Below are 16,557 nucleotides of genomic sequence, written 5' to 3'. Positions count from 1 at the left end.
AGCGATTCTTCTTTGTTTTTCCGGAAGTTGGAACGAAAGAGTTCTCATATTATGAGTTTTATCCGCAAGTTTGATGAGAATAACCCGGATATCTTTGATTGTCGCTACGATAATCTTTCGGATATTCTCCGCCGCCTCGGTCTCCTTGGATTGGCTTTTGATCTTAGAGATTTTAGTGACACCTTCCACTAGATCGGTGATGTCTTCTCCGAAATCTCGGATCATATCGTCTCGAGAATACTGGGTGTCCTCAATGACGTCATGAAGAAGACCGGCGCAGATGACTTTTTCGTCCAGACCTAGCTCGTAAAGAATAAATCCCACTTGAAGCGGGTGGACGATATAAGGTTCTCCCGAAAGACGAAATTGTCCCTGATGTGCTCGTTCGGAAACGTCATACGCCTTTTGAACGGACTCATAGGCGCGCTCTCCGAGCGTTTCACGAACTCCTTCCAGAAGCATATCTTTAGTTGCAGGAGCTTTCACAAATCCCATAGTTGTTAGTGTTGCTCTATATCCAAACCGAGATCTAGAAAACGAGTCGTATGCGTTAGATAACCCATACTAACACCGGCTCCCGAAAATTCCGAGAGTGCTTCTAATTTTTCGGGAGTGATTCCTCCGGAAAACTCAATTTGAACGTTAGGCGCCTTTTGTTTGAGAATAGAATACGCAGACTTCGTATCTTCCAAAGAAAAATTATCGAGTAGAATCACATCGGCCCCCGAACCTATCGCTTCTTCGAGTTGTAAGAGAGAATCGACTTCAACTTCCACAATTTTACCCGGAAAACGAGCTTTGATTTTTTCCACAGGTTCACGAAAGGAAGAATACATCGCGAGATGATTATCTTTAATCATTGCCATCTCGGAAAGATTAAGTCTATGATTGCTCCCGCCCCCACAATAAACCGCATATTTTGCGAGTTTGCGATACCCCGGAAGAGTTTTGCGCGTATCGAGAATCATCAGACCTTTTTGTCCGTATTTTTGAACGACTTCTCCGGTTCGAGTGGAAATTCCGGAAAGATATTGAAGAAAGTTTAATAAAATTCGTTCTATTCTGAGGATTTGAACGAGATTGCCTTGGACTCTCAAAAGGGTATCGCCTTTTTGGAAACTTTCTGCATCTTGTTTTAAAAGTTCCGACCGGATTTGATTCTCCGAAAAAACATTCAATACTTCTAATACACCGGTCCCACAAAGGATTCCGGACTCTCTCGCGTTCAAACTCGCCGTGGCTTTCTGATCAGGAGTAAAAAGAGAAACGGAGGTGATATCTTCTTCCGGACAATCCTCTTCCCAAGCGAGTTTTACCAAGGTTTCATAGTCTTGATAACTTACGGACGAAACCGGATGAGTATAGGCGCGTTTCATTTGAATCCAAAAGAGAGTTTTACAATCGGAAAACCACAATCAAGTGAATTTCCGGTTAAAATCTCAAAATAAGCGATCGTCGTAGATTTTTGGGTACCGGAATTCCGACCAGGATTCGGTTGGAGTGCCGGATTTTTTTGAAACCGGAGGAATTGACGAAGCGAATTTACTCTCATCCAATCTGTTGATTTCTATATATTAGAGTTGTTGAAAAATTCCATGATTTCAGTTTAACAAAACCGCTTCAAATGCCCATTTCAATAGGGTAGAAACGGACAGAGGATTAATTTTTCAACAACTCTATTCTTATTAAAGGAGAATCAAATTTTTGAATTCAAAAGCAAATGAAAAATTAAGAAAACAAGGTGGAACGAATATTGTTGCAGCCATGATCGCTACATTGCCGATTCTGCTTGGAATTCTAATGGAATTCGTTTCTGCCTAAAGCGAATATTTATTTTTCACGAGTAAAAATTCTTCTGTAAAAAGTGGAGTAGTGGTAACCACAAACAAAAAGGCCCGGTTTTACAACCGGGCCTTTTTTTCATGAAACCTCTTTCACAATTATTGAAGATTTTCCGGATTTTCTTCCTCTCCTCCATTCTCTTCTTCAGGAGTGATTTCATCATTTTCCGCAGACTCATCTTCAGTCGTTGGAGGAGTCATTGTTTCGGCCTTTTTCTTATTATCCACGTCCCCGGATTCAGACTCTTCTGCAGGAGATGCAGGTTTCTGGTCGGCTTCAATCGCTTCCACTTCTTCCGTAGCAGGTTTCTTTTTACGCGAATCCCGAACCTTGTTAAGTTGAGTTGGACCTTTCTTAGGTGGAATCAACAGCACTTGTTTCGGATAAATCAAATTCGGATTTCTGATTTTGTTACGATTTGCCTCGTAAATTCTTCTCCACAGTTTCGCAGTTCCATAATGCCTTTTATCTTTTGCGATTCTCCAAAGACAATCGGCTGGAACTTTTTTACGAACCACATAACGTTTCCAACCTTCCGGCAAACCGTCTTTCCCCATTTTTGTAGAGGAATTTTTACCATCCGTTGTGGATTGATTTTTAGGATCCCTTTGACCGTCAGTTCCAGTTTTTGTATCACGGCCCGCAACACTATCACTAGCCATTTTTCTTTCTATTCTTTCAGCTAGTTCAATAACCTGGTCTACGACAATTCTAGAAAGACGGATCGCTTCTTCGGAACGAGAAATTGAATCTTCGTATTTTTCAGAAGTATATAAATCTTCCGCGGATACTCTGGACTCTTCCGCGGCTTTTAGGTTTTCCTCCGCTCTTTGGTAAGAAACCTGAAAATCTCTAGATGCATTGATTTTATTTCTATCAAAAGAAGCCAATTTTGTAGTGGCTGATGCTACACTTTGTTTTGCAAGTTCCTTCTGCTTTTCAGCATAAACCTTAATATTCTTTGCAACAAGCTCTCCGGATTTTTTACGGATATCATCGATCTCCGCGTATCCATCCCGAATCTTCCCTTCTTCGATCTTGGCCTTGGCGGACTCCAAGCGATTTCTCGTTTCAGAAACTTCCGGATCGTTTCCTTCTGCGTATTTATCCGCATCGTTTAAATTCTTTTCGATATCCGCAAGAGAATCGATTAATTGTTGTTTTTGAGAAAGTGCTAACACTTTCGATTCGTCCGCAGCTTTTTTAGAATCCGTATATTTTTGGCGAGAAGCTTCGTATTGATCGAATGCCGCGAGCCTCATTCTAAGTTTTCCATCGTCTCCGGATTCTTTAGGATAAGATTCCAAAGTACGATCCGCAGTTTCACGAAGCGCATCGCCTTCTTTACGAAGTTGTACAGAAGTATTATAAGGTTCCGAAGCGAGTTGAGAAGCATAAGCCTCTTCAGCCGATTCGATTGCGACACTGGATTCTTTACGAACCTCATCTACGGAAAACGGAAAAGACTTCTCAGAAGCATCCAGAGCTTTTGCTCTCGCATACAACGCGGATTTTTTTGTCTCTGCAAGATTTTCTTCCGAGGCCTTTTGATGTGCAGTAAGTAGGTTTTTACGAGCTTCCTCTAATTCCGCCGGAGCATATTTTTCAGCACCTGCGGACTTCGCTCTTGTGATGGAGTTTTTCGCATCACTTAACTCTTGAATCGGAAGTTCGGCTCCACAGGAAATAAAAAATCCTGCAAGTAAGATTATAAAAGAAGAAAGTATTTTTCTTTGAGTTGATTTCATTGCAGCACCAGGTTTCAGAAAAGGTAGGATAAAATTATGATCCGATCTCATTTAAAGGCAGACACTGCCTCTGACTCATTATCAAAAATCTCAAAAAAAGAAGTCAGCTTAGTTAGCTCAAACACTTTTCTTACGGATCCGGAGACGTTGATAATTTTAAGTCCGCCCTGATATTTCTTCAGGTTGGAAAGACTGGAAATTAGAGCGCCAATACCAGAAGAATCAATGTAGGAAACTTTTTCCAGGTTGATGATTGTATAATATTTTTGTTCCTCGATGAGTTTAGCGATGACATCTTTAATTTCTGGGGCATTGTAGAGATCGATTTCTCCGTTTATGTCCAGAATGACAATGTTCCCGCTTTCTCTTCTGGTTATTTCCATAAATGATCAGCAACTCCTTTCTATTTCTTTCCAGCCAGCTTACTAAGGGAAAGTCGATTCTTTAAATAGTCAACCGGAAAATTCAGGCTTTTCGTACAAATTTTTCCACTTGGCATAGATCTTTAAAAATTCACCCGCTTGAATAGACTTCTGAATCTCTGAAAGAAAATTTTTCATAAAGTACAAATTATGATATGTCGAAAGCGAGAATGCGGTGATCTCCCCCACGTGATGTAAGTGTCTGATATATCCGATGCTATATCTTTTGCACACCTTACAGCCGCAATGCGGATCCATAGGCGCATCGGAACTCTTCCATTTTTCATTTCTAAGATTGATTTTTCCTAAAGATGTAAAAACCTGACCGTTTCTTGCATTTCGAGTCGGAAGCACGCAGTCGAACATATCAACTCCATTCTTCACTCCATCCAAAATATCCGGAACGGTTCCCACTCCCATCAAATAGAGAGGACGATTTCGATCCGTATAAGCAGAAACTCCTTCCAAAATTCGAATGAAATCCTTACGCGGTTCTCCGACTGAAAGCCCTCCGATTGCAACTCCATCGAATGGAAGAGAGACGATCTTTTGCAAACTCTCCAATCGAAGACCAAGATCAATTCCACCTTGAAAGATTCCGAAAAGATGAGAGGAATTCTTATTCTTTTCCCAATATTCCACCGACATTTCCGCCCATCGATGCGTTCGGTCCAAAGATTGTCTCAGTCTTTCCGGACTGGAATCGAAAGGTGCGCAGTCGTCCAAGACCATCATGATATCGGAGCCGATACTCCTTTGTATGTCTATAACCGAATTAGGAGTAAAATAATGCCTGCTTCCGTCGATGTGAGATTGAAAACGAACCCCGTCTTGCTCGTACTTAAATAGAGAGTTAAGACTGAAAACCTGATAGCCTCCGCTATCGGTAAGGAGCGCCCGTTTCCAGGTCGAAAATTTCTTAAGCCCTCCAAAACGTTCCAGCACAGAAGTCCCGGGCCTGAGATAAAGATGATACGTATTTCCTAATATTAAAGAATACTCAAGTTCTTCCAGATCGTCGGTAGAAAGGGTTTTTACGACCCCCCTTGTTCCTACGGGCATGAACACCGGAGTTTCCAGCGTCACTCCATTGAGATTTAGAATTCCGGTTCTGGCTCTAGTTCGAAGATCTTCGGAAGTGGTCTGAAAAATCATCTACCGGCAGAATGTTCGTTGCAAGTTCCATAGATGTTAAGGCTATGACCCGTGATTTTAAAACCGTTGTCTTTTGCGGCCTGTTCTTGAAGTTGTTCGATTCTTTCATCCATAAATTCCACGATTTTTCCGCAGACCGTACAGATGATATGGTCGTGATGCTTGTGTCCTATGATATGTTCGTAATATTTATAATCCTTTCCGAAATTATGCTCTTGCAATAAGCCCGCAGAAACCATTATGGAAAGAATCCTATAAATTGTAGCTTTGGAAATTTGATCTCTTTGATCCTTGAATTCCTCTAAAAGTCCTTCCGCTGTGAAATGATTGTGAAGGGAAAATATTCTTTCAGCGACCAGCATTCTCTGGTTGGTAATTTTTAAACCTTCTTTCTGTAGATATTCTGAAAAGGTCTGCATTTCCATACGGACCGCGGGTTCCGCTTTGTTTAGAATGGCTTCCTGTTTTTCTCGATTCATATAAGATTGTCCAAGGAACGGGTCAAGATTATCAGGGATCGATCTTTCCGGCAATAGAAAAATACCAAGCTCGTTCCACCTCTTCCGCAATTCGAATCGCCATAATTTTCAAAAGTCTGGCTTGAGCCTGAATTTCGCTCTCCCTAAACCCAACTTGATCAGAAAATATGATTCTTACCGGTATCTCCTCTCTTTCTAATAGTATTTTTTGCCCTCCCACCTTTTGAAGTTCAAGTCGAACAATTACGAGCATCTCTCTAGAAATAGATTGCCCCCCTTGATCGAGTAGATTTCCGACAAGCTGATAGTGCACTACTTCTCCGTAAAGTCGATAACTCGCGATTGATTTTTCTCTAGTCTGAAGGAATCTTCCTCTGGTATCTATCTCAGCTCGAACGAGTTCCGTAAGTAAAGTTTGAATTCCCATTCCGTACGAATTGTTTCTGAAATTTTGGACATAAAGTCTTCGCTGATCGTCCGGAATCGGAACCCCGTCAATTTTCGGAGGATTTCCGGGTTCTCTCATGAAATAAGTGCAGTGATAAAATTGTAATACGACTACAATCAGGACCGCCAGTCGGACAATAAACATAGTTAGAAAGGTCTTTTGTGGTCGGACCTCCGCGCAAGGAGTTTTTTTACGGCTCCTTTTCGGCTTTACAAATTCCGATTTTTGGCTCAGTTTTTTCGGAAGATGAAAAGATTTTTTGCTTTTTCGACTTATGCTGTTCTTCTCTTTGCTTTCATCTTACTAGCGAAAGGATTGAAAGCGGAAGACCGACCAGAATCACTTCTTTTTCCTGAATTACAAGGAAAACTTCGATTTCCAATGGAAATTCAAACTCCGGTCTCCGGTTCTTTTGCAGAATATAGAACACATCACCTCCACATGGGAGCCGATTTTAAAACCTTTCATCTCAATGGTTTTCCGGCAATCGCTCCTTTTAACGGGATTGTGGAATCCGTCTCCGAATCTCCTACAGGATACGGACTCAACTTAATGCTTCGTTCTTCTTCCGGGTTACGGGCTAAATTTGCGCACCTATTCAATTTAGAAGGCGTCAAGAAAGAACTGGAAAATTTAAGACAGGCACTTCATCTTTTAAACGATGGAATCTTTTCCGTAAAGTTTCTAGATCATCAATTCTCCATAAAACAAGGACAGTCAATTGCGAGAATCGGAGAATCAGGAACGGGAGTTCCCCATTTACACTTTGAACTTCACGGAAACGGAAGCACATTCAACCCGCTTGCGTATCTTAAGATGAACGATCGAGACAAAACTCCGCCTGAATTACTGGTTCTATACATCGATTCTTCAGACGGCCAAAAATTTAGAATTCCTCTTAAAAAAAAAGAAGATGGAATCTATGAATTGAATGATTCCGAACCTTTGAAACTCGGTGGGGAAGTGAGAATCAAACTCGGTGCGTTTGATAGAATGAACTCCCATAACAAGAACAACCTTTATTCCGCAAAATTCATGTTTGATGGAAAAATTCTCTATGAAAGAAAGTTTGAAAAGATGAGTTATGCGGAAGCAAGAGACCATCAGTCAATTTATGATTCAAACCGTTCATCCCTCAATCCCCCTGTTTATGTTTATAATCTTTTTCCTTCTTTAAGATCCAGCATCGACCTGAGAGAATTTTCAGAAAACCAAGAAATCTCTTTGGAAATTATAGCCGAAGACAAAGAAGAAAACCGCTCTTCCTTGAAGTTCAAAATTTTCAATTCCGGTTTCAAAGGACATGTAACAAAAACAACCCCAACGGAATATTCCTCTCAAGACAATAAATTCCTACTCAAGACTCCGAAAGGGAATACATTCGGAAAAGGGAATATTCTCTTTGAAAAGGTCGGAACTCCTCGCGAAAACCTGTTACCCGAAGGTTTAATTTTAAAAAGCGAGCTCATTGAAATCGAATCGACCGGAATTAGTTGGTCGGGAGATGCAAAATTTCTATGGAAAGGGAAAAAACTTGGTAGAGGAGAAAACCTTTATTTACTCGAAGAAGGCACCAAACGCTGGATAATTTTAAAAACGACTTCTGAAAATGGAGGAACAAGCGCAGTTTTGAATAAGATCGGGATCATTGCCGTCCTAGAAGATCGTTCCAAACCAAGAATCGGTCATCCGTTTTTAATCTCCCGTCATAGATTTACGCCGGAGGTCCGACCATCTTCAGTGATAGAAAGAATGTATTCCGTATCCGATGTCGGTTCAGGTTATGCGGGCGGGGCCGAAATCTTTTTAGATGGACAAATATTTCCGTACGAATTTGAACCCGATCGTAAAGTGATCCTTGTCAAAATTCCGAGTTCTTTCGGAAAATTCAAAAGAAGACTTTTACTTCAAGCAAGAATTAAAGATAGAGCCGGTAATCTTTCCGACTGGTTAACCGACCTTATTGATTTGGAAAAAATACCGGAGAATGATCAAGGATAAATTTTTCGTATTGCTCTTCGACAACCCTTCGTCTATCGAATGATTCTTTTTAAAGAAGTCGGTTTACCGACCTCTTTAAAAAAATACTCCATCTAAGAAATTCAGTTATTTTTTTGAATCCATATAAACTCCGCCGGCAGAAGAATTATAATTAATTTCAAAAATATCATAATCCGATTTTCTCCAACCGGTCGCAAAAGCTACAGAAATGCCAATATAGTATTTAGTTCCAAACTTCATCGTATTCCAAGCAAACGCGGCAATCTCCTCGTTGGTTATAGAAAAAGGATGGACCTTACCACGAACTTCATCCAGATACAAACCTTCATAAGTTCCAATTACAGTTCCTTGATATTCTAATTTAAGAATTCTTCCAGAAACGGAAAAATTTCTTTTTGATCCGGATTTACCCACGATAATTTTATCCGGCGCCTCTTTTGGAATCGTAGTAATTTGTTTTTGTGCTCCGATTATTTCAAAATCCGTAGAAAGGGCAATTGGCTCAATTTTATGAATCCTATACTGAACTAAAATTTCTTGGTTTACATTATTATTTAAAAAATTTACGACTTCTCCATTTTCAGGGCGAACGGAAAATTCGATCTTTTCTTTCAAAGGAGTAAAACATTCATCTTTCGACGCTTCACACTTTTCAGATTTATCATAAGTGGTAAATTCTAAAAGACCTTCATGAGAATCGAAAATTATTCCTCGACTTTCAAACTGAATAAGTCTCACAACTGCCCAACCTTCCGAATAAGTTCCTAAAGCGAAAACCGAAGAAAAAGAAAAAAACAAAGACCCGATAGAGAAAAACAAAGCACTAGTTTTTTTAAAATTCCTGAACATTATACACTCCAAAATTTTCTTAAGTTTTTAAGATTCAAACAATGTAAGGATAACATTTCATTTTCAAGAAATATTTAACCGATTCAAAAAATTAAACCCTTTCCTAAAAAACTGGTATCATCTCAACAGCACTTAGATGTTCGGCTGATTCATAGAAAGAATATTTGCCAGGGCTCCTACTTCTTACAAGGTAGATTGTAGCATTTAACGATTGCTGACTGCAACTTGTTTAGAACCATAACGCTGAGGAATCCACCATAATTTACAACGTGATTCTTGAAAAACGTCATTTGAATTTTGAGAAGTAAAGGTCCACCGAGTTTTTTCGAATCCCGAGTCTCTTCGCAATAAAAATCTGAGTTTTCAAAAAAGCCGTGATTACTTTTGAACAGTTCCTCGACTATTTTTTCAGAATAATAAACAGACTTCCTCGTTTTAAGTTCCTGCCTTTTGTTTTATTACTTGATTGATATGAAAACTCTGAAGTTCATCTTGAACCGGTTTTTCTGCATATTTGGGTTCTGGGTAAAATTCCGTTTCGTTTCTACAGTGGAAAGACAACCGACCCCAATCTCTTTCCTTAGCTCCAGAAACACAAAGTAAGAAATTCAGTAAAATGAGGATCGCTCATGAACTGAATTTACCCACCCCCATTCAGCCTGTTCGCTCTCAACCTCTAACTGAACTTCCCCCGAATTAGTGGACACGGTCGTGCAAAAGAAAAAGGATAAAAAGCATGGCTCGTAAAACCCAATATGACGAAGAATTTAAGAAGAACACGGTTGAACTCCTGATAAAGTCCAGGAAATCAATGACTCAGATCTCAAAAGATTTGGGAGTCTCCGTGAATACCTTGATAAACTGGAAGAAAAAGTATCTGACGGATGATGGCCCGTTCCAAGATGAACTTCGAGCAGAGAATGAACGTTTAAGGAAAGAACTCTTGGAAGTGGCGGAGGAGAGGGAGATTTTAAAAAAGTCCGTGGCCATCTTCTTGAAACCAAGGAAATGAAATATACATATATAGAAAAGAATCATTTCCCAGTAAAGAAGATATGCAAGATTCTGAATGTATCCAAGAGCGGCTATTATGATTGGTTGAAACGAGAAGATAGCGAAAGAGTAAAGTCAAATCAAGAGTTAGACGAAAGAATTCGCCGTCTATTTGAAGAGCATGAGGGTAGATCTGGATATTTACGAGTTCATCAAGACTTACGATCGGAAGGGATTGTCGTATCTAAGAATCGAGTTTACAGAAGAATGTATAAAATGGGTTTAAAAGCCGATCGGAAGCGTTCTTTTCGTCCTGTGACCACGAACTCGAAGCACAAACTTCCTGTTGCTCCTAATCTTTTGGATCAAGTTTTCAAGTCGGATGGATTGAATCAGATTTGGCTCTCAGATATTACTTACATACCGATCAACGGGAAATGGATTTATCTATTTGCGATCAAAGATCTTTTCAATCGAGAGATCATTGGTTGGGAATTGGGTTCGACATTGGAAACGGAACATCTCTTGAAGGCCTTTGAGAAAGCTCTTTCTCGTAGGAGATATCCAAAAGAAGTCATATTTCATTCCGATAGAGGAGTTCAATATGCAAGCGATGACTTTAGANAAGTATTAAATACGAATGAGTTCGTCCAGAGTATGAGTAGAAAAGGCAACTGCTATGACAATGCTCCCGGAACGCGATTCATAGAAAGCGTTCCGTTGAGTTTCCTGGAATCGTTCTTTAAAACTTTGAAAGTTGAGGAGGTTTACAGAAGGAAATTCAACACAATAAGGGAGGCACAATATTTTCTGTTTGACTATATCGAAAGATATTACAACAGAAAGAGAAGACACTCGGCTTTAGGCTATCTTACACCAGTCGAGTTCAGAGAAAGAATTACTGCATAGCCATGTCCGTTTTCTTGGGGGAAGTCCAAACATCAGCACAGCTTAAAGATAAGCGCAACAACCCAGCAATCAACATTGATTTCTTTATGAACCTCACTAAGAAGATCCTGAATGACTTCTACCCGAAATATTGCCCTAACTGTCCAGGCAAACTGCTGACTAAAGAGATATCAACTCAACCTGAATTGATCCGCTGTGAGGGATGCAGATATCTAGTCGTCCCTGAAAAAGTGAGCTCCTAATTAAAATGGTTGCACCAAAGAGAAATTTGAAAAAGGCGCACGCGAAAAAGAGCAATTTGATCCAGAAACAAAAAGAAAGCTCGGAATAGCTTTCTGAAATTACAACCGGCAGCGGATAGGATGGCATTGATACGATCTCCTTCTTGACCTTTCAGAAAGTTCCGATCCATCTTGTGACCCTGTTTCAAATGAGAAATGATCGGTTCAATAGCGGCTCTTCTGTTCATCCATTTCCTTTGCCAACGAGACATTTTCTTTCTGCTTTTATTGGAAAGGTGAACTTCCACATCGACCGGATGATGATCGTTTCCTTTGTAACCTTGATCCACATAACACTCCTTAGGTCGAAAGCCGGTTATCTTTTCCATCTGGTTGATGGCATTCTTCAAAGTATGACCGTCATACGGATTACCGTGCAAGGCTTGAACGCCAACAATCCAATTGGATTTACTGGTAGTAACTAAACTTGTCTTACAACCGAATTCATACTTCTTATGAATTTTACCTTTAGAGATACACTCCACTTCCGGAGCATGAACGCTGTAGATTTTACCTTTACTATTTTTTTCTTGCGTTAGAATCTTCTCGGAAATTTCTAAAAGAGATTGAAGTCGTTTATTAGGATTTTCTACTTTTCGCTCTATGTCGCGTTTTACTCGAGCTAAATACGTTTTTAAACGTTTCGTTTCTTTCTTGGCCCGTTTACTTTGTTTTGCATGTGAATAACGTCCTTGTTTAATGAGTGCTAATTTACTCTTTCGTTTATAACTTTGTCTTAGTTTGATGCCTTCTTTTACGGCTTATTCAACTAACGTGTGTCTGGCTTTATGATACAGCTTCGCATCCGTTGGAAAAGTGATCGCTTTCTCCTGAACCGTCGTATCTACATTCACTCTCGTAAATTCTTGATGCGTTATCTGACCTTCTCGTTGTCCTAACAAGATTGTCTCTTCTAAGAATTTCTCTACACCTTCACTGCCGATTCGTTTTCTCCATTTTACTAAACTCGTCGGATCACAAGGAAAATCGTGTTCGAAATATTCATTCCCGCAGAAATATTGCCAATAGGGATTCTCTAAATATTTTTCTACTACACCTTCATCCGATACGTTATACGCGTATTTCAAGTAATGCAGGCCGACTAACAAGCGAATCGGCAATCCAGGTCGACCCGTTTTCTCTGTGTAGTGCTTCCCAAATTCTTTCTCAAATTTTCCCCAGTCTATCTTCTTCGCTAATTGATACAACGGATGTTTATGATCGAGTATCTGGTCTAATCTATTTCGAAAAAGTTCACTTTGATTCTGGCGTTGCGAGGTTGTTTCTGGTTTCATTTTCACCGGGTTTTGGATGCGCTTCTGCTTCTTTCCGGTGATTTTGTTTTTTATTCTTTCCCTTTGGATAGCGTTTTATTCACGTTATTCGTATTTTTAACCCTTTTTCAGGGACGACTAAGTAACTTCACGTCTGAGCTACACGCCTCTTCATCACATGAAACTTCCCTTATGGATGTTCAGTTACGTTTTCTACGAAAGTATGATTCAATTTCCAAAAGTCCTTACTTCAACAGAGATCAGTAAGAGACTGAGAATCTCCTACAACGCTGCTTCCCTTCTTAAGAGACGTCTCCAACTGTTTGCCTCACAGCAATTACCGAAATACAAACAACTGACGTATGACGCACTTGATCGAGAGTTCAAAGGCTTCACCCTACCACCTGACGAAAACACTGATATCACCCATTTAATGGAAAACAGACCCTACGTTTCAGCTGATACAATGGTGCTTTTTTCTGCTTCTGAGAGAGCAAATGACGGGAGAAAACGCTACAGACATGGTGGATCCACAGCCTCTATTTACCTTTCTGATAGCTTAGGAGGAAGGCAAGTCGGCACTCTAGTCCACACAATTGGAGTGAAGAAAGGTCCTGTTTTCTTCAATTCAGTTCCCAGCCAGAAGGCAAACACCCTAGGACCAATCATCAAGGATCACCTTCCTTTACATACACCTCTGATGACTGATGAAGGATATCCTTGGCTTTGGGGAATTTATTCTAACCATCGATCCGTAAACCACTCTGCAAGGTCCAAAGACATTCGTTACAGATGGGCTAAAGATCGATGGAGTCGCTGTGGTGTCTCTAATGCTGTATCAGAGGGGAACCAACGTCTGCTCAAGACAGCTTTTGCTTCGTACTATTATATCCGTCCCGAAAACTCAACTCGCTATTTGAATGAATTCTCCTTCTTGAAGAATGCTCAAATCTTCGGGTTGGATGTGCTGGTTGGTGGTGATGGGAGTAATTGTTGGAAATGGAATTTTTTCTCTGACGAATCCGGGAAGCCGAAGGCGGTTGGGATTCGGGGGAACAAATATCAGCTGAAAAGAAGTGGGATTAAAACAGAAAATTGGCTTTCCACTTCAATTGATTCCTACTCCTACATTATTCAAAAAGAGGAATCAGAATTCAATTCTCGGAATCGAAATGATTACGTTTTACTGAATGAATCTTCAAATTTTAACGAGTTTGGTCCTTCCATAAAGAAGGAAATGGACCTCCATAATCAATTTTGGTCAAGTCCACGTGTTCCGAATTTTCAGAGAAAGAAAGAACAAGAGTATCAAAAGACTGCATCAAAGATGTGGCGTCTGATTCATTCAAAGCAAGCAGAGACAAAATATCATTCAATATCCGAAGTTTGTTCCATTCTAAACATTCATAAGCAAACGGCTATGCTTATCATTAGAAAGTGGCTCAAACTAAAGTTGATTGAAAAACGAAGGTTGCATAAGACTTGGTATGATCAAAGAATCGATTTCTTTTTAAAACCAAAAAAGGAAAATCTTCCTCTTATCCTATACACCCGATTTCAAAAAGTCAATTTCAAAAATCTTGCTGGTTGTTCTAAATGAGCAAGAAGGACAATGAGAAGGTTTATAAATTTAAAGCAGAAGATTTTTATCGGATCTTAAACCAACAGGAGAAAAAGTGCATGTTATCAGGAAGGGAGCTTACACCAGAAAATACAAATGCAGAACATATTATGCCATTAAGACGAGGAGGTAAACACGAGCAAAAGAATATTTGTTTGGTCGTAGAAGAACTTTCAAAACTGAAGCGATATTACAATGAAGAAGAAATAGTGCAGTTGGCAATCGATATCATCAATTTTAAAGGAAAAGACTATGGCTATGCTTGCAAGAAGATTCATAAAAGTAAATAGATATGATTTTTATTATTCTCGTGTTAAAGGCATCGCAGAAAACTTAAATGGAAAACACAATTTCTCTGAAAGAGAAGAAAATTTAACTGAAAGCTGGATTTCCTGGTCTTATGCATCAAACAAGGCGATTCAAAAATTCTCAATGCTGTTAAAGAGAACTGAGTTAGAAATTTCAGAATCTCCTCACATAAACTCCTCCTGGAAAGAACGATTTTATTATATAGTCAATCTTCTTCGAAGAGACTCAATCAAGATCAATAAAAAAAGAGTAATAAATAGAATCGCTGATTCCTTAAACAAGTTTAGTTTTTCGAATGAGTCCGTTACTCAGAAATCTATTCCATTCTCGTATTCGGCTTTTCTTGAAACTGCTAAATTGAATGCCTTCAATAGAGAAAATCAGCAAAATGAGATAAACCGCAAACCTCTAAAATGGTCACAATCTGCTAAAAGTAATTATAATAAGATAAATTTTAAAATATTAATAAACCCAAATCCACCTCGACAACTTTCCGCCTGGGACCATTGTTTTCATCGATCGGATATAAGTTTAAAGCATTTGTATGAGGATTCTTGGCAAAAAGCATATAGGCAGTGCTGGAATTCTGTTGAAAGAATTTCAAAATACTGGGAAAAAAGACTAAATTCCGAATATGAAACTCCTGACTTCGAAAATCAATGTGAAAGCCTGTCCTACTGATCCATATAAAAATGAGTACCTAAATACCAGCTTGTCTCCAATAACTATCGAAACTGATTGTATTTGATTTCAATATACCTAAAGTAGATTTAGTTCTTTGAATCAATTGGCTAAGATTCTCCGGAACAAAAATTAGCCATATAGTTTTTCTTCCAACGACACCAGATATATTCTTGCGGATTTAACTCCGGAGCATAAGGAGGCAAAAATTCTACTCGAAGCCTTTTCTCATTTGCTTTTAAAAATTCATTCATTGCTTTGCTTTTATGAGCAGATAGATTATCCCAAACTATTAAAATCTTTTTGCGATTTCCCTTTAAAAGTATATTTAAAAAATAATTAAGATCCCGGCTTTTAACAGAGCCTGTTATGATCTGAAAGTGAAAATCTTTTTTAGAAATAGCACCGATTACTGATAACTTTTTCCAAGACATCTTGTGACGAAGGATCGGTGTCTTTCCGATTAAGCTCCAAGTTTTTATCGTATATGGATTCTGGCTGATTCCGCTTTCATCTAAAAATATGACCTTAAACCCTTCATTCTCTGCTTTTTTTTATACCGGGCCAAGTTTTCGTTTTCCAAGTTTCGATTGCCTTTTCATCTCTTTCCAACACTCTTCTTTTAGGTTTTTGATACGAAAATCCTAATTGATGTAAGAGAATTCCTACGTAATCTTGATGATACGTTACTCCGAATTCTTTTCGTATGATTTCCGATACGCGATACGTTGACCAAAGTTCATTCGGATAACCGTTACTGATCGGACCTTTCAAGATGATTCTTTTTAATTCTTTCTTCTCTGAAATGCTCAATTTGGTCGGTCGACCTCGTCGACCATTCCATTTTACTCCTTCGATTCCTTCCGATTCATATCTTTCTCGCCAACGCATTACCGATTGCTTACTGACTCCAAGCTTTTTTGATACTCCGTAGCACGTGTAGCCTTTCTTCAATAGAGCAATTCCCTTCAACCTACGCTTTTCCAAACGTTTTAACTTTTCCCTTTCTAAGTTTTGCATTATGACAATGGGATATTATTGTTATATTTTTGGTACTCTTTTTTGTAGGGATCAGTAACTGTAATCACTGGTTCGGCATAGTCACTAAGAAACGATTCATTCGGGAGGATAATGTATGGTTTTTTAAAATTGTATGTAAGTCTTGCGACCTCAGTTCAAATGAATTTATTCTACTTGATGAAGCAAGACTGGATTGGAATAAGTTTTCATCAGAATGTAGTTCTTAATTTTATTTGATGAACTCAAATAGTCTGCGCTCTGCGAATTTCATCCCTTCCTTAATAACCAAAACTCATTCTCTATAGTAGCAAATTAAGTTCATTTTGAGCTACAATATCATGGCCATTTTTAAGTCTTAATGTTTACAAGGTCAATAAGGCTTTTCAAGATATTTTTACTAATGAAAAAGGTAACGGGGGCTAACTCATAGCAAAGCTCGGATTTGGTTGAAAAAACTTTACGACCTCATTCAGATATCCTTCAGGGGAATAGCAGAATAATTTATTGGACTACAGGGAAAATGGT

The 16,557-nt window shown here is 39.1% G+C and carries 13 protein-coding genes and 4 pseudogenes (1 of these 17 running past the window's edge); 6 read left to right on the top strand and 11 right to left on the bottom strand.

Annotation, left to right across the window (positions count from 1 at the left end):
* The 7 genes from LEP1GSC062_RS04030 to lptE form a co-directional block, all read right to left on the bottom strand.
* On the bottom strand, nt 1-495 hold the 5' end (the start) of the coding sequence (locus LEP1GSC062_RS04030) for a RelA/SpoT family protein (RefSeq protein ID WP_010578585.1). It extends 1,530 nt beyond the left edge of the window; 495 of the gene's 2,025 nt are visible here — the first part of the coding sequence; the start codon lies at nt 493-495; its stop codon lies beyond the left edge, outside the window.
* A 5-nt stretch (nt 496-500) separates the two neighbouring features.
* Complete coding sequence (nadC, locus tag LEP1GSC062_RS04025; RefSeq protein WP_020983491.1) at nt 501-1,415, bottom strand: carboxylating nicotinate-nucleotide diphosphorylase; 915 nt, start codon at nt 1,413-1,415, stop codon at nt 501-503.
* 525 nt (nt 1,416-1,940) lie between these two features.
* The gene (locus LEP1GSC062_RS04015; protein WP_020983495.1) at nt 1,941-3,590 is read right to left on the bottom strand and encodes a lipoprotein LipL71; all 1,650 of its coding nucleotides are present in this window, start codon (nt 3,588-3,590) and stop codon (nt 1,941-1,943) included.
* Between the two features lie 47 nt (nt 3,591-3,637).
* On the bottom strand, nt 3,638-3,973 hold the full coding sequence (locus LEP1GSC062_RS04010; RefSeq protein WP_000406878.1) for an STAS domain-containing protein: 336 nt from the start codon (nt 3,971-3,973) through the stop codon (nt 3,638-3,640).
* A gap of 69 nt (nt 3,974-4,042) precedes the next feature.
* Nucleotides 4,043-5,167 (bottom strand): tRNA guanosine(34) transglycosylase Tgt, encoded by a 1,125-nt coding sequence (gene tgt, locus LEP1GSC062_RS04005; protein ID WP_010578589.1) that lies wholly within the window; start codon nt 5,165-5,167, stop codon nt 4,043-4,045.
* Nucleotides 5,164-5,646 (bottom strand): Fur family transcriptional regulator, encoded by a 483-nt coding sequence (locus LEP1GSC062_RS04000; protein WP_002614343.1) that lies wholly within the window; start codon nt 5,644-5,646, stop codon nt 5,164-5,166. The genes tgt and LEP1GSC062_RS04000 overlap by 4 nt, the downstream gene beginning before the upstream one ends.
* A gap of 31 nt (nt 5,647-5,677) precedes the next feature.
* Complete coding sequence (lptE, locus tag LEP1GSC062_RS03995) at nt 5,678-6,238, bottom strand: LPS assembly lipoprotein LptE (protein ID WP_010578591.1); 561 nt, start codon at nt 6,236-6,238, stop codon at nt 5,678-5,680.
* Between the two features lie 102 nt (nt 6,239-6,340).
* Here lptE and LEP1GSC062_RS03990 point away from each other — a divergent pair, with 102 nt between their 5' ends.
* The gene (locus LEP1GSC062_RS03990) at nt 6,341-8,095 is read left to right on the top strand and encodes a M23 family metallopeptidase (RefSeq protein ID WP_051201225.1); all 1,755 of its coding nucleotides are present in this window, start codon (nt 6,341-6,343) and stop codon (nt 8,093-8,095) included.
* 105 nt (nt 8,096-8,200) lie between these two features.
* Here LEP1GSC062_RS03990 and lsa26 read toward each other — a convergent pair whose 3' ends face one another.
* Nucleotides 8,201-8,944 (bottom strand): surface adhesion protein Lsa26, encoded by a 744-nt coding sequence (gene lsa26 / locus LEP1GSC062_RS03985; protein WP_020983481.1) that lies wholly within the window; start codon nt 8,942-8,944, stop codon nt 8,201-8,203.
* Nucleotides 8,945-9,680: 736 nt separating this feature from the next.
* Here lsa26 and LEP1GSC062_RS24225 point away from each other — a divergent pair.
* From LEP1GSC062_RS24225 to LEP1GSC062_RS24545, 3 genes and pseudogenes are all read left to right on the top strand, one after another.
* Nucleotides 9,681-9,956: a transposase gene (locus tag LEP1GSC062_RS24225; RefSeq protein ID WP_020983526.1), complete on the top strand. Its 276-nt coding sequence runs from the start codon at nt 9,681-9,683 to the stop codon at nt 9,954-9,956.
* Nucleotides 9,953-10,846, top strand: a complete 894-nt coding sequence (locus LEP1GSC062_RS03975) for an IS3 family transposase (RefSeq protein ID WP_020983482.1) — start codon at nt 9,953-9,955, stop codon at nt 10,844-10,846. Before LEP1GSC062_RS24225 ends, LEP1GSC062_RS03975 begins: the two co-directional genes overlap by 4 nt.
* Nucleotides 10,847-10,875: 29 nt before the next feature.
* Nucleotides 10,876-11,061 (top strand): annotated as a pseudogene (locus tag LEP1GSC062_RS24545) (transposase); the annotation flags it as partial.
* Between the two features lie 23 nt (nt 11,062-11,084).
* On the opposite strand, the pseudogene LEP1GSC062_RS21020 reads toward LEP1GSC062_RS24545, so the two are convergent.
* Nucleotides 11,085-12,422 (bottom strand): annotated as a pseudogene (locus tag LEP1GSC062_RS21020) (IS5 family transposase).
* 883 nt (nt 12,423-13,305) lie between these two features.
* A pseudogene (locus tag LEP1GSC062_RS25760) lies at nt 13,306-13,455 on the bottom strand (DUF1564 family protein); the annotation flags it as partial.
* 542 nt (nt 13,456-13,997) lie between these two features.
* Here LEP1GSC062_RS25760 and LEP1GSC062_RS03950 point away from each other — a divergent pair.
* The gene (locus LEP1GSC062_RS03950) at nt 13,998-14,312 is read left to right on the top strand and encodes an HNH endonuclease (RefSeq protein WP_010578595.1); all 315 of its coding nucleotides are present in this window, start codon (nt 13,998-14,000) and stop codon (nt 14,310-14,312) included.
* Nucleotides 14,275-15,012 (top strand): hypothetical protein, encoded by a 738-nt coding sequence (locus LEP1GSC062_RS03945; protein ID WP_039941109.1) that lies wholly within the window; start codon nt 14,275-14,277, stop codon nt 15,010-15,012. The genes LEP1GSC062_RS03950 and LEP1GSC062_RS03945 overlap by 38 nt, the downstream gene beginning before the upstream one ends.
* A gap of 19 nt (nt 15,013-15,031) precedes the next feature.
* Here the strand turns inward: LEP1GSC062_RS03945 and LEP1GSC062_RS25445 are convergent.
* Nucleotides 15,032-16,032: pseudogene (locus LEP1GSC062_RS25445) on the bottom strand (IS630 family transposase).
* Nucleotides 16,033-16,557: the final 525 nt, after the last annotated feature.

The sequence above is a fragment of the Leptospira alexanderi serovar Manhao 3 str. L 60 genome, assembly GCF_000243815.2.
Lineage (GTDB): Bacteria > Spirochaetota > Leptospiria > Leptospirales > Leptospiraceae > Leptospira > Leptospira alexanderi.
The sequence above is the reverse complement of the archived record's forward strand: the minus strand, read 5'-3'. Positions and strand labels throughout refer to the sequence as shown.